This is a genomic window from Ferrimonas sp. (assembly GCF_048263965.1).
Lineage (GTDB): Bacteria > Pseudomonadota > Gammaproteobacteria > Enterobacterales > Shewanellaceae > Ferrimonas.
In genome coordinates, this window is sequence record NZ_JBLXDO010000022.1 from 15,595 (window position 1) to 37,414 (window position 21,820).

The window sequence follows — 21,820 nt, forward strand, 5'->3', positions numbered from 1 at the left end:
CTGTGCGGTTTGGAATTTGGCCTGGCCGGTTCGGTCATATTGGCCCTGCTGGGCAGCCGTCGGTGCCGATCAAACCCCAGGTTGTCTGGCTTGATGATAGCCAAACAGCCTGGAGCCAAAAATCGCCCACGAACGCTGGCCTGCCTGGGCTTAGAGAAGGTCGTATTTCTTCAGAATGCCCCGCAGCTGGTGGTAACTCAGCCCCAGCATCTCGGCGGTGCGCTTCTGGTTGAACTGGCTCTCCTCCAGCGCCTGCTTGAGCAAGTTCACTTCGAACGACTGCACCGTCTCCTTGAAATCCAGGGGGAGGGTGGTCCTGCCATTGGGGACGCCGGTGGCCGGTGCCGCAGGTGTGACCGGCTCTGGCGTGGCCGGGGCGGACGACGCAGGCGGTGGCGCGCTCTGCCTGTCCTGGGTCTTGACCCGCTGCTCCGGGCGCCAGGGAGACTCGAAGGGATTCAGGATGATCTGATGCACCGGAAGGGCATCGTTGTTGTGACGGTAGACGCTGCGCTCCACCACGTTCTTCAGCTCCCGAACGTTACCTGGCCAGTGAAAGTCCAGCAGGGTCTGCTGGGCCTTACTGGTGAAACCGGGGAACATCGACATGTGCAGCTGACGGGCCATGTTGATGGCAAAGTGCTCCGCCAACAGCAGGATATCTTCGGTGCGCTCGCGCAACGGGGGCAGGGTGATGACGTCAAAGGCCAGCCTGTCCAGCAGGTCGGCACGAAACTCACCCTGTTCCGCCAGATCCGGCAGGTCTTCGTTGGTGGCACAGATCAGGCGCACGTCGGTGCGTACGCTGCGGTTGCCGCCCACCCGCTCAAACTCACCATACTCGATGACCCGAAGCAGCTTCTCCTGAATCAGCCCAGAGGTGTTGGCCAGCTCATCCAGGAACAGGCTGCCCTTATGGGCCCGTTCAAACCGCCCTTCGTGACGCTTTCCGGCACCGGTAAAAGCGCCCGACTCATGGCCAAATAGTTCACTTTCAAGTAGATTCTCATTTAGTGCGGCGCAGTTCAGGGTGATATAGGGTTGCTCCCAGCGGCTGGACAGAAAGTGCAGTCGTTTGGCAATCAACTCCTTGCCCGTCCCCCGCTCGCCGATGATGAGCACCGGCTTGTCCAGAGGCGCGACCTGAGACACGTGGTCCAATATGCTGAGAAAGGCGTTGGATTCGCCTATCAGATTGTCTTGCTTACGAGAGTTGGCCATCGGTCCCTGATGTAGTGTGATTGGCTAATTGTTAGTGGATTTCATAATAGGGACTGGAAGGCGCAAAATAAAGGGATTTAAAAATTCCCTTTAATAACAACAGTATAAAGGTCTGGGAAAAGTTGGCACGCTTCCTGTAACACTAAGGGCAAGAGGGCCAATACAGACTTTTAGAGGAAAGAGATTATGGGTATTTTTTCAAGGTTTGCCGACATCGTAAACTCCAACATCAGCGCCCTGCTGGACAAGGCGGAAGATCCGGAGAAGATGGTTCGCCTGATTATCCAGGAGATGGAAGACACTCTGGTTGAAGTTCGCTCCACCTCTGCCAAGGTACTGGCCGAGAAGAAGGAAGCGATTCGCCGCATCGAGCGTGCTGAGGCCCAGGTAGAAGATTGGGCCTCCAAGGCAGAGCTGGCCCTGAGCAAGGATCGTGAAGACCTGGCCAAGGCGGCTCTGATGGAGAAGCAGAAAGGCGCCGAGCTGGTGGACACCCTCAAGCGTGAGCTCATCTACATCGAAGAGCAGATTGAGCGTCTGAAGCAGGAGATCAACCAGCTTCAGGAGAAGTTGAATGACGCCCGCGCCCGTCAGAAGACCATCATCATGCGCAAGCAGACCGCCAGCTCCCGCCTGGATGTGAAGCGCCAGCTGGATACCGGCAAGATTGACGAAGCCATGATGAAGTTCGACCAGTACGAGCGTCGCGTGGAAACCCTCGAAGCGGAAGTGGAAGCCCACGAAATGATGCAGCCCAAGTCCCTGGAGGACGAGTTCGCTGCCCTGGCCGCCGAAGAGAAGATCAATGATGAACTTGAGCAGATGAAGAAGAAGCTCAAGAAGAAGAAAGACTGATTAGGGAGGAGTCGGAATGGAAGAGATCATGGGTTTACTCATTGCGCCGCTCATTATATTTCTGCTGATTGTGGCGCCCATCTGGCTCATCCTGCACTACCGGAGCAAGAAGCAACTGGCTCAGGGTTTGAGCGAGGAGGAGTATCAGCAGCTGAACCAGTTGCTGACCCGGGCGGACAAGATGAGCGAGCGTATTCAGACACTGGAAGCGCTGCTGGACCAGGAATCACCGGAATGGAGGACCAAGCATGAAGGATAAACCACGTCAGTTGGTTCGACTGCCGGAGCAGGGTAAGGTGGCCGGGGTCTGTGCCGGTCTTGCCGAGCACTTTAACCTGGAGGTATGGCTGGTTCGAATTGTTACCCTGTCCGCCATACTGTTGACCGGCATCTTCAGCCTGCCCCTGCTGCTTTACATCATCGCCTGGGTATTGCTGGATAAGGGAAGCACCCGTCAGGAGCCCCACCAGCCCGAGCTGAAAACCAAGGTGTGGCAGGCCGGTGATTCGCCCCAGAAGGCGATGACCGAGGTCAGCACCCGCTTTCGGAACCTGGAGTTGCGACTTCGCAGACTTGAGAAGCATGTGACCTCAGATGCGTTCCACCTGAAGCGGGAAATCAACAACCTTTAACCTCTCGCCCTCGGCCCGGTGTCACCACCGGGCCCAAGCTTTTTATCCTACCCACCAAGCAGTGATCCTATGAGCGCCATTAAACACAGGGTAAAACGTCTCACAACTCAGCTGGAGGAGATCGCCCAGCGGGGTATGGATCGGCACATCCGTCTTGGGGTGACCGGCATCTCCGGGGCGGGGAAAACCGCCTTTATCACCGCCCTGGTGAATCAGTTGCTGCAGGCGGAAAGTCATCAACTGCCTGCCTGGCAGGTGATGGCCCAGGGCCGTTACCTGGGGGGGCGTATCGCCCCTCAGCCGGATCTGACCCTGCAGCCCTTTGATTACACCGGTGCCATTGCCTGCCTTCAGCAGGAGCAGCCGGTTTGGCCCCCCTCGACCCGCAACATCAGTGAGATTCGTCTGGCGCTGCGCTACATGCCGGACAAGGGACTGGCGGGGCAGATAGGCCGGCCGGTCACCCTCTATCTGGATATCATCGATTATCCCGGCGAGTGGCTGCTGGATCTGCCGCTGATGCAGCAGGAGTATGAGCAGTGGTGTGAACAGATCTGGCCCCAGTTGCAACTGCCCGCCTGGCGGCAGCTGACCGAGTCCTGGTGTGCCCGCGCGGCCGCCCTGAGCACCGATGCCACCGAGGCGGACATCGCCGAACTGGCCCAGGAGTACGCCAGCCTGCTGCTGACGCTTAAGCAGCAGCGCGGGGCCAGCCTGTTGCAACCGGGCCGGGCCCTGTTGCCAGGGGAGCTGGCAGGCGCTCCGGTACTGGCCTGGTTCCCCCTGCCGCCGGAGAAACTGGCCGGTCTGGGTGAGGAGTCCAGCCTGCGCCAGACACTGGTGTCCCGCTATCAGGCCTACCGGGACCAGGTGGTCACCCCCTTCTTCCGGGATTACTTTGCCAAGCTGGATCGTCAGGTGGTGCTGGTGGATTGCCTCTCTGCCCTCAATCAGGGGCGCGACCAGGTGGAGCAGCTGGCCCAGACCCTTCAGGCCCTGAGTCACAGCTTCCGCTACGGACCGGGCTCCATGGTCACCCGCTTGTTCCGGCCCAAGATTGACCGGGTGTTGTTTGCCGCCACCAAGGCGGACCATCTCACGGTGGACCAGCACCACAACCTGCTGCAGCTGATGCACAGCCTGATGAAATCGTCCCGGCGTCAGCCCAGGTACTTTGGCACCCAGATGGAGACCCTGGTGCTCAGTGCCATCAATGCCACCCGCCAGGGACAGGTGGAGCGCGACGGCCGCACGGTGTCGGTGATCTCCGGCGCCGACCTGAGCGGCGCCAAGAGCGTGCGCTTTCCCGGAGAGGTACCGGCCTCTTTGCCTGGTAACGGCTTCTGGCAGGAGCAGGGCTTTTGCTTTCAGCCCTTCAGTCCCCCGGGGTGGGATGGGCAGGATGCGCTGCCCCACATGAGGCTGGATTACGCCCTGCAGTTTCTCATTGGAGACAAGATGCGATGAAACCCATTAAAGCCGCCGAAGAGTTCAGCCCGGAGCTGGAGACCCAGATACAGCCCATGGAGGAGGCCGAAGCTGCGGTGGAGTCTGTAGAGCCCCTTCCCCCAAAAAGGCGCATGGGCTGGTGGGGCAGGGCGGTGCTGGCCAGTGGTGCGGCGCTGATATTGGTCGAGAGTGGCTTTACCCTGGTTCGGGCCTGGCAGCAGAGCCCCTGGTTGTTCGGGCTCTACGCCCTGTTTTTCGCCCTGGCACTGGGCGGGGTGCTCAGCCTGAGTGTCAAAGAGCTGTCGCGACTGCGACGCCTCAAGAGCCGCCAGAGCCTGCGAGAGGAGCTGGATCCCCTGGTGGGCAGCGAGCAGGTGGGGGCGGCCATGCCCCTGCTGCAAGGGCTGAAGCAGGAGCTGCCCGGTGCGTCAGAGCGCTGGCCAGAGTTCGAACGTTGCCAGCAGCCTCACCACAGTGATGCGGAGTTGCTGGATCTGGCCAACACCACCCTGGTGGCCCCTCTGGATGAGCAGGCCGAGGCGATCATCTACCGCTACTCTGCCCAGGCCTCGGTGATGCTGGCGGCCAGCCCGCTGGCGGTGATGGACATGGCGCTGATGCTGTGGCGCAACCAGAAGATGCTCGATGAGCTCTCCAAACTCTATGGAGTCGAGCCCGGCTACCTGGGCCGCCTGTCGCTGGTGCGGCAGATGCTGGTGAACCTGATCTATGCCGGTGGCAGCGAACTGGTGCTGGATCTCGGGGGTCAACTGCTTACCGCGGAGCTGACCGGTAAGTTGTCTGCCCGGGTCGCCCAGGGGTTGGGGGCGGGGATGCTCACCGCCCGCCTGGGGTATCAGGCCCAGGCCCTGTGCCGACCCCTGCCGCTGATCTCCCCCAGGCCCAAGCTGATTAAGGTGCAGGGCAGGCTGCTGGGTGAGCTTACCCGGTGGTCCGCTGGCGCCCTGAAACGGGCCAGGGAAACCGTGGATCGTAACAAATAATTTACATTAAACCGGGAGAGGATTTGTCCATCAGGCTGTTGCCTTGAGACCGCTGGATTATGGTAGGGCTATAAAAGTGCGCCCCAGATCACGAATCTGATACACATAAATCCAACTGAGGGGTGCGTATTGGGGAGTTAAGCAACATGGCTTCAAAGATGCATCCGGAGACGGCGGTGATCCACGCCGGCCATCTCCGCGAACCTCAGGGCAGTCTGGTGTCGCCCTTATATCAGTCGGCCACCTTCGTGTTCGACGACGTACAGACCGGCTCTGCCCGTTTTGCCGGGGAACAGAGCGGTCCCATCTATACCCGCCTGGGCAACCCTACGGTGGCGGAGTTTGAGCGCCGTATGGCCCACCTGGAGGAGTCCGAGGGGGCCATCGCCTTCGCCAGCGGCATGGCGGCGGTCTCCGCCGTGTTCCTGGGATTGCTCAGCAGTGGCGATCACCTGATCTGCAACACCTGCCTCTACGGCTGCACCCACTCCCTGGTGAGTGAGCAGTTGCCCAGGTTTGGCATCGAGGTCACCCAGGTGGACTTCGCCGACCTGCAGGCGGTGGAGGCGGCCATCCGTCCCAACACCCGCATGCTGTTCCTGGAATCCCCGGTCAATCCCCACCTGGCGGTGTATGACCTCCAAGCGGTGGCCAACCTGGCCAGCCGCAGGGGACTCACTTCGGTGGTGGACAACACCTTCATGACCCCGCTGCTGCAGCGGCCCAAGAGTCTGGGCATCGACATCGTGCTGCACAGTGCCACCAAGTACCTCAATGGCCATGGTGACGTCATTGCCGGGGTGGTGTGCACCGACGGAGAGCCGCTGGAACTGATGCGTCACCGCAGCCTCAAGGACATTGGCGGGGTGCTGTCCCCCCATGACGCCTGGCTGATTCTGCGCGGCATGAAAACCCTGGCCCTGCGCATGGAGCGGCATTGCCTCAATGCCCAGACTCTGGCGGAGTTTCTTGAGGGGCACCCCGCGGTGACCCGGGTCTATTACCCCGGGCTCAAGACCCACCCGGGGTACCACCTGCTGGGCAGTCAGATGGGCGGAGCTGGAGGCGTCCTGGCCCTGGAGCTGAATGCGGACTTCGATGCGGCCGTGGCGTTTGTGAACCGGCTGAAGCTGTTCAACATCGCCGTCAGTCTCGGGGATGCGGAATCCCTGGTGCAGCATCCAGCCTCCATGACCCACGCCACCTACGAGGCGGTGGACCGGGAGAAAGCCGGGATCAGCGATACCCTGATCCGTCTGTCAGCCGGGCTGGAAAACGCCGAGGACCTGCTGGCCGATCTGCGTCAGGCCCTGGCGCCCCTGAGCCAGAGCAGTACCCTGGAGGAGGCCCTATGAAAGGCACCAGTTACGTAGCCCGTCAGCCGGATGAGCAGGGCATCATTCATTACAGCGAGGAAGAGAACCGGATCTGGAGCGAGCTGCTGGCCCGCCAGATGAGCTGGCTGCCGGGACGGGCCTGTGACCAGTATCTGGAGGGGCTGCGTAAGCTGAATCTTCCAGCGGATCGCATCCCTCAGCTGGCGGAAGTGGATGCCGTACTGGAACAGGCCACCGGCTGGCGCACCGCCCAGGTGCCGGCACTGATCTCCTTCCAGCATTTCTTCGAGTTGCTGGCGGACAAGCAGTTTCCCGTGGCCACCTTTATTCGCAGCCGGGAGGAGTTTGATTACCTGCAGGAGCCGGACATCTTCCATGAGATCTTTGGCCATTGCCCGCTGCTGACCAACCCGGCCTTTGCCCACTTCACCCACACCTATGGCAAGCTGGGGTTGGCCGCCTCGCCCAAGGAGAGGGTATTTCTGGCCAGGCTCTACTGGTTTACCGTGGAGTTTGGTCTGGTGCAGACCGAGCAGGGGCTGCGCATCTATGGCGGCGGCATCCTCTCCTCCCCGGGTGAGACCCGTTATGCCCTCTCCGATGAGCCTGAGCGGGTGACCATGTCGGTGCTGGATGCCCTGCGCACCCCTTACCGCATCGACATCATGCAGCCCATCTACTATGTACTGAATCACCTGGACGACCTGTTCGACATCGCCGAACTGGATCTCATGTCCCTGGTCAAGCAGGCCCAGGAGTTGGGGTTGCATGAGCCTAAATTTCCGCCAAAACAAAAAGTAAGCTAAGGGCTACAGGCCCTAAAGGGAAAAGCTAATGTCTGAATTGTCACAAATGAAATGCGAAGCCTGCCAGGCCGGTGCGCCCACCGTATCCGATGAAGAGCTGGCGCAGCTGATGCGGGAGATCCCCGACTGGTCCACGCCGGTGTATGACGGGGTCATGCAGCTGGAGCGGGTCTACAAGTTTAAAAACTTCAAGCTGGCCTGGGCCTTCTCCAACAAGGTGGCGGAGCTGGCGGAAGCTGAGTTCCACCACCCCGGTATTCTGCTGGAGTGGGGCAAGGTGACCGTCACCTGGTGGACTCACGCCATCAGTGGCTTGCATAAAAACGATTTCATCATGGCGGCCAAGACCGACCAGTTACTGGATTGATTCCGTCTGGGCCGTATCAGGGCACCCTCGGGTGCCCTTTTTTCTGCATCCGCCCCACGGAGGCCGGTCAAAAGAGATGCCAACAGCTCCGATCTCTGGCTAAAAAATGCCCAATAAATTGTAAACAATTACTGACAGCGTAGTGCGCTCAGACGAATAGAGGTATCATGAGCCTTTATCGAACAGCAATTTAGGACCTTTTATGCGCCTGGAAGTGAGTTGTGACGACCGCATCGGGTTGGCCAGGGCGATTCTGGAAGTGCTGGAGCAGCACCAGATCAACGTCAACGCCATCGATGCAGAGAGTCAGGGCTACATCTACCTGCAGCTGCCGGATTTGAGCTTCGATGAACTCGCCGTACTGCTGCCTATCCTGCGTAAAATTGACGCGGTAAAGGATGTCCGCACCGTTCCCTTTATGCCCTCCGAGCGTGAGCACTACGCTCTGGAAACCCTCCTCAGTACACTGCCCGATGCGGTGCTCTCCATCGACACCAAGTTGAAGGTCACCATGGCCAACGACTCCGCGGTGGCCATTCTTGGCAGCGCCCGCGATGAGGTGGAGGGGCAGTTGCTCAGCAACTGGGTACAGGGGTTTGGCTTCCAGCGTTGGCTGCAGTCCGATGAGGTGCTTCCCCAGGCCAGCCGGGTACAGGTCCAGGGCAGTGATTATCTGGCGGAGATGTTTCCCATTCACCTGCCAGAACCGGGTTCCGAGGGCACCTCCCTGGCCGGTGCCGTAGTATTGCTGAAATCCCCCTCCCGGGTGGGCAAGCAGTTTAATGCCCTGCAACAGCAGGTGACCGGTTTTGAGACCGTGCTGGCTCAGAGCGATAAGATGAAGGCGCTGCTGGAGCAGGCCAGGCGCATGGCCCAGCTGGAGGCTCCCCTGTTGATCAGCGGCGAGACCGGTACCGGCAAGGAGCTGATGGCCCGCGCCTGTCATGACGCCAGCCTGAGGGCGGAAAAATCCTTCGTGGTGATCAACTGCGCCTCCCTGCCTGACGCGGTGGCGGAGAGCGAGCTGTTTGGCCTGGCGTCTGCGCCCGGCCTGCCCATCAAGAAGGGGGTGATCGAGCAGGCCAACGGTGGCACTATCTTCCTGGATGAGGTGGCAGACATGTCTGCCCAGCTTCAGGTGAAGCTGCTGCGATTCATTCAGGATGGCCGTTTCCGCCGGGTCGGGGACGACGAGGAGATCGCCGTGGATGTGCGCATCATCTGTGCCAGCCAGAAGGATCTCTCCGACCTGTGCCAGCAGGGCAAATTCCGCGAAGACCTCTATTATCGCATCAATGTGCTCAACCTGATGTTGCCGCCTCTGCGGGAGCGTCAGGCAGACATCGTTCCCCTGGCTGAGCTGTTCCTGGAGCACTACAGCCAGCAGTTGGGCAGCGCGTCCCGACAACTCTCCGGTGAGTGCCGGGAGTTCATTCGCCACTATGCCTGGCCGGGCAACGTGCGCCAGCTGAAGAACGCCCTGTTCCGGGCGGTCTCCATGGCCGAGGGGTTGGGAGAGATCACCTCGGACGATCTGCGTCTGCCCGCCTGGACCGAGGGCTTTGGTTACTTCGACCAGGAGTTCGAGGGCACCTTGGAGCAAGCGGTCAAGCAGTTCGAGTCCAGCCTGCTCAGACGCCTTTATCCCGCCTATCCCAGTACCCGTCAGCTGGCCAAGAAGCTGGGGGTTTCCCACACGGCCATCGCCAACAAGCTGCGGGAATACGGCATAGGAAAAAAGCGTAAATAATTGATTTAAAAGTGCTATGTCACCCCTGTAAACCAGGGGTGACATCTTCTCCTCCCCCTCTCTTTCCTGTGATCTCTGTCACGCCCCGCCATCCTTTGTTAGCGTTTGGTGATACCAAGTTCATTAAGTAAGTGGTCTGCCTAGTGCGCCGAAGAAATTGTCCCAATCAAGGGTAGGACGAAGCTGCTGGTTGTTCTAACAGTGAGTCCTACAACATAGAGTGGGGCAATTTAAGCTAGCACTAGTGAGTAAATACTTGATGAAGTTGGTATGAGTAGTGTGTCGACAAAAGGTTTGTCGCCGCCGCCGTACCGCCTCACCCATAAACAGAAGGGCGGACGGTCCACAGCGATCAACAAGGGAGAAGAAAATGACCTCTATGGATTACAACCCTCTGGGGACCGATGGCTTCGAGTTTGTGGAGTACACCGCCCCCAATGCCGAGGGCATTGGCAAGCTCAAGCAGCTGTTTGCCCTGCTGGGATTCACTGAGATCGCCAAGCACCGCAGCAAAGAAGCCTGGCTCTATCGCCAGGGCGACATCAACTTCATCATCAACGCTCAGCCCCACAGTCAGGCCGCCGAGTTTGCCGTCGCCCACGGTCCCTCCGTTTGCGGCATGGCCTGGCGGGTGCAGGATGCCGGCAAGGCCCTGGAGCACGCCCTGGCCAACGGCGCCGAGCGCTTTGATGGCAACATCGGCCCCATGGAGTTGAACATCCCCGCGGTCCAGGGTATCGGCGATTCCACCCTCTATTTCGTCGACCGCTATGGTGACCAGAGCATCTACGACGTGGACTTTCAGTTCTACGCCGACTGGCAACAGACTCTGGCCGCCAATGACAAGGGGCTTATCGAGATCGATCACCTGACCCACAACGTGTTCCAGGGCAACATGAACAAGTGGGCCGGTTTCTACGAGCGTATCGGTAACTTCCGCGAGATCCGTTATTTCGACATCGAAGGCAAGCTGACTGGCCTGGTGAGCCGGGCCATGACCGGCCCCTGTGGCAAGATCCGCATCCCCATCAACGAGTCCTCCGACGATAAGTCGCAGATTGAGGAGTACCTGCGTGAGTACAAAGGGGAGGGGATTCAGCACATCGCCCTGACCACAGAGGACATCTACCAGACCGTGACCGATCTGCGTGCCGGCGGCATGGACTTCATGCCCACACCGGACACCTACTACGAGAAGATCAACGACCGGGTAGAGGGTCATGGCGAAGATGTGGACCGTCTGCGCGACCTGCGCATCCTCATCGACGGTGCGCCCATGAAGGATGGCATCCTGCTGCAGATCTTTACCCAGACCGTTATTGGCCCCGTGTTCTTCGAGATCATTCAGCGCAAGGGGAACGAGGGCTTCGGTGAGGGCAACTTCAAGGCCCTGTTCGAGTCCATCGAGGAGGATCAGATCCGCCGCGGCGTCATCTGATGCAAGCGGCTGGGGCACGTTGACCGGCGTGCCCCGGGATCGGATTTTTTTCCAAGGAGGTCTCCATGAGAAAGTGGATCAGTTTTCCCCATAAGGAGGGGACAGTTTCCCGTCAGGCCCATGCGGATCTGCCCGAAGAGGCGATCTATGAGCGTGAAGCGGGCCGGGCCGGATTCTTCGGGCCCGCGGCCCATTTCCATCACCGCCACCCGCCCACGGGCTGGAGCGAGTGGCAGGGGCCCCTGCGTCCCCGCGCCCTGGATCTGAATCGTCAGCAGGAAAGGGCGTCCATCCCCTGGCAGGTGCCCGCCTTCCTGCACAACAGCCATTGTCAGATGCGTCTTTGGCACCTGGATGCCGACATGACCGAGCTGATGCGCAACGCAGACGGCGATGAGCTGATGTTTGTCCATGCCGGTCGCGCCGAGCTCTATTGCGATTATGGCCACATGACTCTGGAGACCGGTGATTATCTGATGATGCCCCGCTCCACCATGTGGCGACTGGAGGTGATTGAGCCTCTGCAGATCCTGATGATTGAAGCCACAGGCGACAGCTTTCAGCTACCCGACAAGGGCCTGGTAGGGCCCCACGCCATCTTCGATCCGGCCATGCTGGACCTGCCCCAGATCAATGATCCATTCCTGGCCCAGCAGAGTGAGACGCCATGGCGGGTCAACATCAAGCGCCTGGGAGAGTTTTCCACCGTCAGCTACCCCTTCAACCCCCTGGATGCCATCGGCTGGCATGGGGATCTGGCGCCGGTGCGCATCAACTGGCGGGACATCCGCCCCCTGATGAGCCACAGGTACCATCTGCCGCCTTCGGCCCACACCACCTTTGTCGCCAGCCGCTTCGTGGTGTGTACCTTTGTGCCACGGCCCATCGAGAGTGACCCCGGGGCCCTCAAGGTGCCCTTCTACCACAACAACGATGACTTCGATGAGGTGCTCTTCTACCACGCCGGGGACTTCTTCAGCCGGGACAACATCGAGGCGGGGATGGTGACCTTCCACCCCTGTGGTTTCACCCATGGACCGCACCCCAAGGCCTTTGCCGCCGGCCAGGCCTACGCCAAGAAGTTTACCGACGAGGTGGCGGTGATGGTGGACACCCGGGATCCCCTGGAGCTGTCCGACCAGGCCCAGGCCCTGGAGAACCCTGATTACGCCAACAGCTGGCAGGTGACCGAATAAGGAACAACAGATGAAACTAGCCACTCTGAACAACGGCAGTCGCGATGGCGAACTGATGCTGGTCAGCCGCGACCTGACCCGGGCCGTCTCCGCCGTGGAGATCGCCCCCACCCTGCAGGCCGCCCTGGACAACTGGAGTGTGGCCAGGCCGCTTCTGCAGGCCCGCTACCAGATGCTCAATGACGGTGCCCTGGCCGACGCCATCCCCTTTGAGCAGCAGGCGTGCCACTCGCCATTGCCAAGAGCCTTCCACTGGGCCGATGGCAGCGCCTACGTGAACCATGTGGAGCTGGTGCGTAAGGCACGGGGTGCCGAGATGCCCGAATCCTTCTGGACCGATCCTCTGATCTATCAGGGGGGCTCCGACACCTTCCTGGCGCCCTATGAGCCGATCCGCATGCCCACCACCGACTGGGGAGTGGATTTCGAGTCTGAGATTGCGGTGATTACCGACGATGTCCCCATGGGCACCAGCCCAGAAGGGGCGATGGACCACATCAAGCTGCTGATGCTGGTGAACGACGTGTCCCTGCGAAACCTGATCCCCGGCGAGCTGGCCAAGGGGTTCGGTTTCTATCAGTCCAAACCCTCCAGCGCCTTCTCGCCGGTGGCGGTGACCCCGGACGAGCTGGGTGAGCATTGGGCGGATGGTAAGGTCAACCTGCCGCTTATCACCCACCTCAACGGCGAGTGCTTCGGCCGTCCTGATGCCGGTGTGGACATGACCTTTAACTTTCCCACCCTGGTGGCCCACTCTGCCAAGAGCCGTCCCCTGGGCAGTGGCACCATCATCGGCTCAGGAACCGTGTCCAACTACGATCGCAGTGCCGGTTCCTCCTGCCTGGCAGAGAAGCGGATGCTGGAGATCATTGACCAGGGCAAGCCGGTGACACCATTTATGCAATTTGGTGATATCGTCAGAATTGAAATGCTTGATTCTCAGCACAATTCCATATTTGGTGCTATAGAACAGAGACTGGAAGAGTCTTAGGGAGTCCCCGTTGCCGATGCTCAAATTGTACGGATACTGGCGATCCAGCGCGGCCTATCGGGTTCGGATCGCCTGCGCCCTGAAAGGGCTGGAGTACGAGAACATCTCGGTCAACCTGGTTAACAATGGGGGAGAGCAACTGCAGCCCTGTTATGGCGTGCTTAACCCCAACCATCTGGTGCCCACGCTCCAGGATGGAGACCTGATACTCAATCAGTCCCTGGCAATCATCGAGTATCTGGATGAGGCCTACCCTGAACCGTCACTGCTGCCCGATGAGCCGACCCGACGTGCCCGGGCCCGCGCACTGGCCCAGAACCTGGCCATCGACTGCCATCCCCTGAATAACCTGCGGGTGCTCAAGTACCTCACGGCAGAGTTGGGGGTGACAGACCAGCAGAAGATGGAGTGGTATCATCACTGGCTTAAGACCGCCTTTGCCGGGTTCGAGCTGCAACTCGAGCAGAGTGCCGGACTCTATTGCGTCGGGGATCAGGTGACCATGGCGGATCTCTGTCTGGTTCCCCAGGTGTACAATGCCGAGCGCTTCCAGCTGCCCATGGGGGAGTATCCGCTCATCAACGGCATAGTCCGTCGTTGTCGGGAGCTGACCCCCTTCGTTCAGGCAGCGCCGGAAAACCAGCCGGATGCGGTAACCTGAAACGACAAAAGGCCGGTGAATACCGGCCTTTTCATTTGATCTGGATTGGATTAGATGGACTTGGCACTGTCCCGCTGTTCCAGCAGGAAGTCCAGGAAGGTCCGGTCTGCCTGGGTCAGGGCGCGGCCCCGCTTCCAGGCCACGTGCAGGTCCATAAACAGCGGCTCGGCAAAGGAGACCGCCTTGATCTGAGGATCATTGTCCACCACCATTTTCAGTACCGTGGTGATGGCGAAGCCCTGGCGTACAATGGAGCGAATCAGCTCAATCAGGTTGGTTTCGAACGCCAGTTGCGGCTCCTTGTTGTGGGCCTTGGCCATCTGGTCCATCCGCTCCCTGTGGTAGTAGCCTCGCTTGAACATCACCAGCTCGTGTTCGAGGAACTCGTCAAACCTGACCGACTCCTGTTCCGCCAAAGGGTGGTCCAGGGCACAGGCAACGATCATCTCCTCCTTGGTCAGGGGGATGGTTTCCAGGGTGGGTTGGGTGTCTCCGTCTATGACGATGCCGATGTCGATTTCGTCGCGCTCAATCATCGACTGGATCTCGCGGGTGCCAGCCTCGATCAGGGACAGTTTGAGCTCGGGATACCTGTGGTGGAAGGCCATCAGCAGGGCCGGGAAGTAGTAGGAGCCAATCATGCCCGGCAGGGCGATCTTCACCTCACCGCGACCCAGTTGTTGCAGTCGGGTCATGGCGGACTCGGCCAGCTCAACCCGGGAGAGGATCTCCTTGGCGTGAGGCAACAGCTCCTGGCCTTCGGCGGTCAACTGGACACGCTTGTCCTGACGGTGCAGCAGCACCAGGCCCAGCTCAGTTTCCAGTTTCTTGATAGCGGTACTCACCGCAGGTTGGGCCACACCCAGGATACGGGCGGCCCGGGTGAAACTGCTCTGCTCGGCGACAGTGACAAAGTTGCGTAGTTGACGGAGGTCCATAACGGATTCTTTCTTTTTTTAAGAATTAATATAATTGATTTATTACTATGCCAAACAAATGCGCTATTACCTAACGAATTTTTAAGCGCAATTAGCAAGGATGGATCCATGACACAAAGCTCGAGTGACTTAGCGCAACTATTTGCTGGAATCTGTCGGCTGGAGCACGCTCTGGCCCTGATGGAATGGGATCAGGCGACCCTCTGCAGCGACGCTGGCCAGGCCGCGAGAGGGGAGGCGATGGCGGAGATCCACTCCGAGATCCACCGTCGTCTCAATCAGCCCTGGATCGCCGAGGCCCTGGCGCAAGCGCCAGCGGACACGGCCGAGCAGCACAGGATGCTCACCCTGATGTCGAGACGCCATCGGGAAGCGAGCCAGCTGGATGAGGCCTTCGTCCGTCGCAAGGTCACCCTGTCTGTGGCGTGCGAAACCGCCTGGCGTCAGGCCAGGGAGGAGAGCCGATTTTCACACTTTGCCGAGGCCTTCAGCCCTCTGTTGGCACTGCTCAAGGAGGAGGGGGCCAGACGGGCCGAGCCCGCTGAAGCGCCCTATCAGGCGCTGCTGAAAAAGTTTGAGCCCGACCTGAATCTGGCGCAGCTCAATGCCCTGTTTGCTCCCATCGAAACTCAACTGCCGGAGCTGATTCAGCAAGCCTGTGAGCGCAGTGCCCAGCGAAGTGCCGAGCCTCTGCCCAGCATCAGTGTGGAGGAGCAGAAGCGGGTGGCCGAACGCCTGGCACATCAGTTGGGCTTTGACCGCGGAGCCGGACGCATCGATGTCAGTACCCACCCTTTCACCGCCGGAGTGCCCGGGGACGTTCGCATCACCTCCAGATACGACAGAGACAACCTGCTTTCCGGTTTCTACTCCATGATCCATGAGGTGGGTCATGCCCGGTTTGAACAGGGGATCGACACCAGGTGGCACCAGACGCCCATGGCCAGGGTCCAGTCTGCCGGGTTGCACGAAGCCCAGGCGCTGGCGTTTGAGATGCAACTGGCCAGGGAGCCTGAGTTTCTGGACTGGCTGTCACAGCAGCTGCAGCAGGAGTGGGGGAGCCACACGGCGCTGAGTGCCGCCAACCTTCAGGCTCACGTCCACAGGGTAGAGCCCAGCCTGATTCGGGTAGAGGCGGATGAGGTGACCTACCCGGCCCACATCCTGTTGAGGCTGCGTCTGGAGCAGGCGCTGCTGTCCGGTGACCTTCCGCTGATTGACTTGCCCGATGCCTGGAACCGGGGAATGGCACAGCTATTGGGAGTGACCCCAGGCAACGACAGGGAGGGCTGCCTGCAGGATATCCACTGGTGTTTTGCCGAATTTGGTTACTTCCCCAGTTATGCCCTGGGAGCCATGCTGGCGGCGCAGCAGTTTGAGGGGTTAAGGCAGCAACCTGGCTGGCAGCAGCCGGTGCCGGAGCGCCACCTCTGGGTGTGTGAGCAGATGGCGCGCAAGATCTGGCATCAGGGAGGTGGTCAGGATCTCAATCAGGTGGCCCAGCAGATCAGTGGTCGTCCCCTGAGCGCAGAACCTCTGTTGGCACACTTGCGCCGCCGCTACCTGGAGAGCTAGTCTCGGCGCTTTGCTTCGGGGCCGTTAGGCCATGGCGGCTCAGGCGATGAAACTGCAGGGCCGCCATGACGCTCAATAGGGCGCTGAGCATCAACACCAGTCGGGTGTCGAACAGGGCCAGCAGGGCACCCAGGATGGCGATAATCACGTTGCCAAGGCAGAACACCGTGGTCAGCAGCCCCATCAACTGCCCCTGACCGTCACTGCCCTGCGCCTGCTCTGACAGGTAACTGGGGACCATGGCGTTGAACAGTGCGATGCCCGCGCCTGCGGCGACGAAACTGGCGATGTACTGGCCGGAGCCATAGGGGAAGCTGGCGATGGCCAGGGCAAACAACACCATGCCCACCAGAGCCGAGGGCACCAGCCCCAGCAACCGTTTGACCTTCATGGTTGCCAGGGTCGCCGTGGCGATCATTGCGCTGGTGAGCAGCACCGTGGCCCAGGCTATCTGTTGGCTGTCGAAGGCCAGGTACTCCACCAGCCACACCGGATAGAACTCGTAGAAGCCGTTGAGTCCCAACATCAGCAACAGGTAGCAGGCAAAAAAACTGCGGTACTTGGGCTGGGTCAACAGGCTGAGGCTGCTGCCCTGTCCCTCTTTGGTCCCTTTGGGGCTGTCCGCCGGCAGGGCAACCAGTATCAGGCCCAGTGCGGCGGCACAGGCCAGGGCGGCGACCCAGAACGCCAGGCTGGCGCCCAGGGGCAGCAGCATGCCCCCCACCAAGGGTCCCACCAGGTATCCGGCATAACCCATGGCACTCAGGTAGGAGAAGGCGCGGGTGCGGTCGATTCTGGGATGCAGATCCGCAGCAATCGCCCGTGCCACCGATAGGTTGCCCTCAAACAGCCCGGTCAGCAATCGACTCAGGGCGAACAGGGAGAAACTGCCCAGGCTGATGGACCAGGCGGTCAGACCGTAGCTCAGTGCCGCCCCCAGCATGGTCCAGGCCAGCACCCGCTTGCGTCCCGCCCTGTCGGACCAGGCGCCGATGTAGTTCCCCCCAATGAGAATACCCACAGGGTAGATGGCCAGGGCAACCCCCAATAGCAGCTTGGGCGGCAGCCCGAGAAACTGCCCCACCGGGTGCCCCAGATCCAGAAACAGAGGCGCCAGGATCGGGTAGGGCAGGGCGATGCCACTGACACTGATCAGGGTGATCAGCAGGGTGATGCCGAAAGTGTAGTAGGGGCGAGCGTCCATTTTTATGTCATTAAGTAAAGTTAATTGTTTATATAGTGAGGGTGATTCACTTATCTGTAAAGCCGTTGCCGCAAATTTCTACTTCGGCGCTGACTTAGCGTGAGCCAAAGGATAAGGTAATGGCCGCCCGAGCTCGGGCAGAGAAATCAGATTTGTAGGAGAAGTCATGTCCCGCCCCCTCGCTGCCAGAGTGCCCAATGCACTGGTCTTGCTCAGTTTCCTCGCGATCCTTGCCTGGTTGGCCACCCTGGTGGTGCCCGCCGGGATGTTTGACGTTCATCAGGTGGGGGATCGCACTCTGCTGGTGGAGGGCAGTTTCCGCTACGCTGAGGAGCCACTGGCCATGCCCTGGTTCTCCGAAGAGGGGGGCTCCGGCCTGACCAACGTTCTCTTTGAAGGCTTGGTCTCCGGCTCCAAATGGGGCAGCGCCATCGGCATCATCGCCTTTTTGCTGGTGATCGGTGGAGCCTTTGGCATCATCATGGCCACGGGCGCCATGGACAGGGCCATCGTCTCCATGATTCATCGGTCGGCCCGTTACCAGGATCTGATGCCTCCGATGCTGTTTCTGCTCTTCTCTCTGGGAGGAGCCATCTTCGGCATGGGGGAGGAGGCGGTGGCCTTCTGCGTCATTCTGGTGCCCATGATGGTGCGGTTGGGCTACGACAGCCTCTCTGCGGTTTGCTGCTCCTATGTGGCGACCCAGGTGGGGTTCGGCACAAGTTGGATGAATCCATTCAGTGTGGCCATTGCCCAGGGCATTGCCGGGGTGCCTGTGCTGTCTGGCGCTCCTCTGCGTATGGGGCTCTGGGCACTGTTTACCCTTGCCGGCATGATCTATCTCTACCGCTATGGCCGCCGTATCCGTCGTCAGCCCGAGTTGTCTCCCAGCTATGCATCCGATCAATATTGGCGTGATCGCAGTGACCAGGGCAATCAGGCGGAGTCCATGGACAACCTGGACAAGGGGATCATTCTGACCCTGCTGCTGGGCCTGGTTTGGGTGACCTGGGGGGTCATCACCAAGGGGTACTACATCCCACAGATCGCCGCCCAGTTTATGGTGATAGGCCTGGTCATCGGCATCATCGGCCGCATAGGTGGTCGTTTTACCTCCCTCAACCAACTGGGTGACCAGTTTACTCATGGTGCCGCCATCCTGATGCCGGCGATTCTGGTGGTGGCCCTGGCGAAAGGCATCATCCTGCTTCTTGGGGGCGACAACCCGGCAGAGCCCTCCATCCTCAACTCGTTGTTGTACAGTGCTGGCAGCGCCTTCGAAGGACTGGGTGCTCAGGCCGCCGCCGTGGTGATGTTCTGGTTCCAGTCTCTCTTTAACGTACTGGTTTCCTCCGGCAGTGGTCAGGCAGCCCTGACCATGCCGTTGATGGCACCGCTGGCCGATATGCTTCAGGTGACCCGTCAGGTGGCAGTATTGGCGTTCCAGCTGGGGGACGGGTTGACCAACATCATCATTCCAACGTCGGCCAGCCTTGTGGGGTGTCTGGGGGTGGCCAGATTGGAGTGGCCGCTGTGGGTGGGCTTTATCTGGCGCTTCACCCTGCTGATGATGGGCATGGCTACCCTGGTGATGGTGGTGGCAACCGCCATGGGTTATCAGTAGCCCGCTTAACTATGGGGGGAGCTGAGCTGCTTCCCCCAAAATGAGCCACTCGCTTTTACAGACCGGGTCTCTATTGCTCCTCGCCAAGTAGGTGGGCAATTTCGTCCGTGGGGATCAGATCCAGGTGCCCCCCTTCATCGAAGCACCACCCCTTGATGTACCCCATTGCCTTCATCCGCTCGAAGTTATCGATAATTAAACCGGCTTCCTGATCTGCGGACGCCGGATCCAGCCCCTGAACATGACGCAGGTACTCCGCAATGCTGCTCCTGGAGGCTGATTGAGAAATATCGGCCATCGTCACTCTCCTATGCTCTTGGTATAAACCTAGTACGAAGAGTGCAGATCGCCAGATGATTTTTAGTGGGGCAGGGATAGGTGAGGTCGTGGTGACAATTCAAATGGCAGAAACAAAAAAAGCGAGTCCGAAGACTCGCTTTTCTTTTAAGGTGGTGGGCGATACCGGGCTTGAACCAGTGACCCCCTGCTTGTAAGGCAGGTGCTCTCCCAACTGAGCTAATCGCCCACAGCAAACTGTGGCTGACAAATGGCAAAAACCACTCATCAAAAGTAAGTGGTGGGCGATACCGGGCTTGAACCAGTGACCCCCTGCTTGTAAGGCAGGTGCTCTCCCAACTGAGCTAATCGCCCACAGCAAACTGTGGCTGACAAATGGCAAAAACCACTCATCAAAAGTAAGTGGTGGGCGATACCGGGCTTGAACCAGTGACCCCCTGCTTGTAAGGCAGGTGCTCTCCCAACTGAGCTAATCGCCCACATAATATGTGGTGTTTTCACACTGTGCTGAAGAAATGGTGGGCGATACCGGGCTTGAACCAGTGACCCCCTGCTTGTAAGGCAGGTGCTCTCCCAACTGAGCTAATCGCCCTCAGCAACGGAGGCGTATTATAGGTGGCACTCCTTAGGTGTCAACAGGTTTCTCCCCGAAACCCGCCATGTGGCGACTTATCGAACGCCCTGGCCGAAATAGGTTCAGCTAAAGATCGAAGCTGCTGGATTTGCAGACAAATGTCTTTATAGAACCCCGAACTCATAGAAGTAGTCTGCACCATCAACCATGGAAACTCATCGCCTCCATATATAAGCAAAACAGTTTTGGGTTTCCCTCATGGAGTTCTGCTAGAATAGTGCGATTTTCTTCCTGTCTCTATAGGCAGGACCACTGAATGAAAGATTCTAGAGAAGGTTATGACTGTTAAAACGCGTTTTGCACCCAGCCCCACGGGATACCTGCACGTTGGTGGTGCCCGTACTGCCCTCTACTCTTGGCTCTATGCCCGTAACATGGGTGGCGAGTTTGTACTGCGCATTGAGGATACTGACCTGGAGCGTTCCACCCAGGAAGCCATCGATGCCATCATGGAGGGCATGCAGTGGTTGGGCTTGAACTGGGAAGAGGGCCCTTACTACCAGACCAAGCGTTTTGACCGTTACAACCAGCTCATCGATCAACTGATCGAAGAGGGCAAAGCCTACAAGTGCTACTGCACCCGTGAGCGCCTGGATGAGCTGCGTGAAACTCAGATGGCCAACGGTGAGAAGCCGCGTTACGACGGCACCTGTCGCGACGGCGCCGATCAGGATGCCCCTTTTGTTATCCGCTTCCGCAACCCTGTCGAAGGTACCGTGGCATTTGATGACCACGTTCGTGGCCGCATCGAAATTGCCAACAACGAACTGGACGACCTGATCATTCGCCGCACCGATGGCTCTCCTACCTACAACTTCTGTGTTGTAGTTGATGATTGGGACATGGGCATCTCCCACGTGGTGCGTGGCGAAGACCACATCAACAACACCCCCCGTCAGATCAACATCTATAAGGCGCTGGGTGCACCGGTTCCCGAGTTCGCCCACGTTTCCATGATCCTGGGTGATGACGGTGCCAAGCTGTCTAAGCGTCATGGTGCCGTGAGTGTGATGCAGTACCGCGATGACGGTTACCTGCCTGAAGCCCTGCTCAACTACCTGGTTCGTCTGGGCTGGTCCCATGGTGACCAGGAGATCTTCACCCGCCAGGAGATGATCGATCTGTTCAGCCTGGACGCCATCAACAAGTCCGCTTCTGCGTTCAACACTGAGAAGCTGTTGTGGCTCAACCAGCACTACATGAAGAGCATGGACCCCGCTTATGTCGCAGAGCACCTTCAGTGGCACATGCAGGATCAGCAGATCAATCTGGAGAATGGTCCTGCCCTTGAGCAGCTGATCACTGTGATGGCCGAGCGCTGTCAGACTCTGAAAGAGCTGGCCGCCTCCAGCCGCTACTTCTATGAAGACTTTGAAGAGTTCGATGCCACCGCAGCCAAGAAGCACCTGCGCCCGGTAGCCCAGCAGCCCCTGGAGCTGGTGAAAGCCAAACTGGAAGCGTTGGAAGACTGGAATGCAGAAGCCATCCATCAGGCCATTCAGGACACCGCGTCTGAACTGGAGCTGGGCATGGGTAAAGTAGGCATGCCTCTGCGTGTTGCCGTGACCGGCGCCGGCCAGTCACCAGGCCTGGATCAGACCCTGTTGTTGATAGGTCGTACAAGGTCTGTGGCCAGAATCACCAAGGCGGTTGAATTTGTAGCAAACAGAGCTAATTCCTGAAAAACCGGTTGACACATTTTGGGGGCGTCCATACAATGCGCCTCGCACTCAGGGAATGCTTCCCGGGATGTGCAGCCAAGCTTGGGGCTATAGCTCAGCTGGGAGAGCGCTTGCATGGCATGCAAGAGGTCCACGGTTCGATCCCGTGTAGCTCCACCA

General features: G+C 59.4%; 20 protein-coding genes and 5 tRNA genes. 17 read left to right on the plus strand and 8 right to left on the minus strand.

The window, feature by feature from the left end; genetic code table 11:
* Window positions 1–150: 150 nt before the first annotated feature.
* The gene (gene pspF, locus ACN0RV_RS16145) at window positions 151–1,221 is read right to left on the minus strand and encodes a phage shock protein operon transcriptional activator (protein ID WP_417349185.1); all 1,071 of its coding nucleotides are present in this window, start codon (window positions 1,219–1,221) and stop codon (window positions 151–153) included.
* Between the two features lie 186 nt (window positions 1,222–1,407).
* On the opposite strand from pspF, the gene pspA reads away from it, so the two are divergent.
* The 13 genes from pspA (at window position 1,408) to maiA (ending at window position 13,707) form a co-directional block, all read left to right on the plus strand.
* The gene (gene pspA, locus ACN0RV_RS16150; protein WP_417349186.1) at window positions 1,408–2,076 is read left to right on the plus strand and encodes a phage shock protein PspA; all 669 of its coding nucleotides are present in this window, start codon (window positions 1,408–1,410) and stop codon (window positions 2,074–2,076) included.
* A gap of 28 nt (window positions 2,077–2,104) precedes the next feature.
* Window positions 2,105–2,335, plus strand: coding sequence for an envelope stress response membrane protein PspB (gene pspB / locus ACN0RV_RS16155; RefSeq protein WP_028110534.1), 231 nt, complete (start codon window positions 2,105–2,107; stop codon window positions 2,333–2,335).
* Window positions 2,325–2,708 carry an envelope stress response membrane protein PspC gene (gene pspC / locus ACN0RV_RS16160; protein WP_286341873.1) on the plus strand — a complete coding sequence of 128 codons (384 nt, stop codon included), beginning with the start codon at window positions 2,325–2,327 and terminating at the stop codon, window positions 2,706–2,708. The genes pspB and pspC overlap by 11 nt, the downstream gene beginning before the upstream one ends.
* Window positions 2,709–2,777: 69 nt before the next feature.
* Window positions 2,778–4,175, plus strand: a complete 1,398-nt coding sequence (locus ACN0RV_RS16165; RefSeq protein ID WP_417349188.1) for a YcjX family protein — start codon at window positions 2,778–2,780, stop codon at window positions 4,173–4,175.
* A complete protein-coding gene (locus ACN0RV_RS16170; protein WP_417349190.1) occupies window positions 4,172–5,161 on the plus strand; it encodes a YcjF family protein in 990 nt (329 codons plus the stop codon). Before ACN0RV_RS16165 ends, ACN0RV_RS16170 begins: the two co-directional genes overlap by 4 nt.
* Before the next feature lie 146 nt (window positions 5,162–5,307).
* Window positions 5,308–6,516: a trans-sulfuration enzyme family protein gene (locus tag ACN0RV_RS16175; protein ID WP_417349192.1), complete on the plus strand. Its 1,209-nt coding sequence runs from the start codon at window positions 5,308–5,310 to the stop codon at window positions 6,514–6,516.
* Complete coding sequence (gene phhA, locus ACN0RV_RS16180) at window positions 6,513–7,304, plus strand: phenylalanine 4-monooxygenase (RefSeq protein WP_417349194.1); 792 nt, start codon at window positions 6,513–6,515, stop codon at window positions 7,302–7,304. The genes ACN0RV_RS16175 and phhA overlap by 4 nt, the downstream gene beginning before the upstream one ends.
* Window positions 7,305–7,332: 28 nt before the next feature.
* Complete coding sequence (locus ACN0RV_RS16185) at window positions 7,333–7,671, plus strand: 4a-hydroxytetrahydrobiopterin dehydratase (protein ID WP_417349196.1); 339 nt, start codon at window positions 7,333–7,335, stop codon at window positions 7,669–7,671.
* Between the two features lie 202 nt (window positions 7,672–7,873).
* Window positions 7,874–9,421: a transcriptional regulator TyrR gene (gene tyrR, locus ACN0RV_RS16190; protein ID WP_417349198.1), complete on the plus strand. Its 1,548-nt coding sequence runs from the start codon at window positions 7,874–7,876 to the stop codon at window positions 9,419–9,421.
* Window positions 9,422–9,791: 370 nt separating this feature from the next.
* Window positions 9,792–10,859 (plus strand): 4-hydroxyphenylpyruvate dioxygenase, encoded by a 1,068-nt coding sequence (gene hppD / locus ACN0RV_RS16195; RefSeq protein ID WP_417349200.1) that lies wholly within the window; start codon window positions 9,792–9,794, stop codon window positions 10,857–10,859.
* Window positions 10,860–10,924: 65 nt separating this feature from the next.
* Window positions 10,925–12,055 (plus strand): homogentisate 1,2-dioxygenase, encoded by a 1,131-nt coding sequence (locus ACN0RV_RS16200; RefSeq protein ID WP_417349202.1) that lies wholly within the window; start codon window positions 10,925–10,927, stop codon window positions 12,053–12,055.
* A 10-nt stretch (window positions 12,056–12,065) separates the two neighbouring features.
* Window positions 12,066–13,046: a fumarylacetoacetate hydrolase family protein gene (locus tag ACN0RV_RS16205; protein WP_417349203.1), complete on the plus strand. Its 981-nt coding sequence runs from the start codon at window positions 12,066–12,068 to the stop codon at window positions 13,044–13,046.
* Window positions 13,047–13,062: 16 nt separating this feature from the next.
* Window positions 13,063–13,707 carry a maleylacetoacetate isomerase gene (maiA, locus tag ACN0RV_RS16210; protein WP_417349205.1) on the plus strand — a complete coding sequence of 215 codons (645 nt, stop codon included), beginning with the start codon at window positions 13,063–13,065 and terminating at the stop codon, window positions 13,705–13,707.
* Window positions 13,708–13,757: 50 nt separating this feature from the next.
* Here maiA and ACN0RV_RS16215 read toward each other — a convergent pair whose 3' ends face one another.
* Window positions 13,758–14,645, minus strand: coding sequence for a LysR family transcriptional regulator (locus ACN0RV_RS16215; RefSeq protein ID WP_417349207.1), 888 nt, complete (start codon window positions 14,643–14,645; stop codon window positions 13,758–13,760).
* A gap of 108 nt (window positions 14,646–14,753) precedes the next feature.
* On the opposite strand from ACN0RV_RS16215, the gene ACN0RV_RS16220 reads away from it, so the two are divergent.
* Complete coding sequence (locus ACN0RV_RS16220; RefSeq protein WP_417349209.1) at window positions 14,754–16,220, plus strand: carboxypeptidase M32; 1,467 nt, start codon at window positions 14,754–14,756, stop codon at window positions 16,218–16,220.
* On the opposite strand, the gene ACN0RV_RS16225 is transcribed toward ACN0RV_RS16220, so the two are convergent.
* Complete coding sequence (locus ACN0RV_RS16225; RefSeq protein ID WP_417349211.1) at window positions 16,153–17,424, minus strand: MFS transporter; 1,272 nt, start codon at window positions 17,422–17,424, stop codon at window positions 16,153–16,155. The two genes, ACN0RV_RS16220 and ACN0RV_RS16225, sit on opposite strands and share 68 nt — an antisense overlap.
* Before the next feature lie 166 nt (window positions 17,425–17,590).
* Between ACN0RV_RS16225 and yfcC the strand changes: the two genes are divergently transcribed.
* Window positions 17,591–19,048, plus strand: coding sequence for a putative basic amino acid antiporter YfcC (yfcC, locus tag ACN0RV_RS16230; RefSeq protein ID WP_417349213.1), 1,458 nt, complete (start codon window positions 17,591–17,593; stop codon window positions 19,046–19,048).
* Window positions 19,049–19,118: 70 nt separating this feature from the next.
* On the opposite strand, the gene ACN0RV_RS16235 is transcribed toward yfcC, so the two are convergent.
* The 5 genes from ACN0RV_RS16235 to ACN0RV_RS16255 form a co-directional block, all read right to left on the minus strand.
* A complete protein-coding gene (locus ACN0RV_RS16235; protein WP_417349214.1) occupies window positions 19,119–19,346 on the minus strand; it encodes a hypothetical protein in 228 nt (75 codons plus the stop codon).
* A gap of 152 nt (window positions 19,347–19,498) precedes the next feature.
* Window positions 19,499–19,574 (minus strand) — tRNA-Val (locus ACN0RV_RS16240).
* Window positions 19,575–19,623: 49 nt separating this feature from the next.
* Window positions 19,624–19,699: transfer RNA gene (locus ACN0RV_RS16245), tRNA-Val, on the minus strand.
* A gap of 49 nt (window positions 19,700–19,748) precedes the next feature.
* Window positions 19,749–19,824 (minus strand) — tRNA-Val (locus ACN0RV_RS16250).
* Between the two features lie 37 nt (window positions 19,825–19,861).
* A tRNA-Val gene (locus ACN0RV_RS16255) sits at window positions 19,862–19,937 on the minus strand.
* A 320-nt stretch (window positions 19,938–20,257) separates the two neighbouring features.
* On the opposite strand from ACN0RV_RS16255, the gene gltX reads away from it, so the two are divergent.
* Both gltX and ACN0RV_RS16265 read left to right on the plus strand, forming a co-directional pair.
* Entirely contained in the window at window positions 20,258–21,661 is a 1,404-nt protein-coding gene (gltX, locus tag ACN0RV_RS16260; protein WP_417349216.1) for a glutamate--tRNA ligase, read from the plus strand.
* Window positions 21,662–21,744: 83 nt separating this feature from the next.
* Window positions 21,745–21,820: transfer RNA gene (locus tag ACN0RV_RS16265), tRNA-Ala, on the plus strand.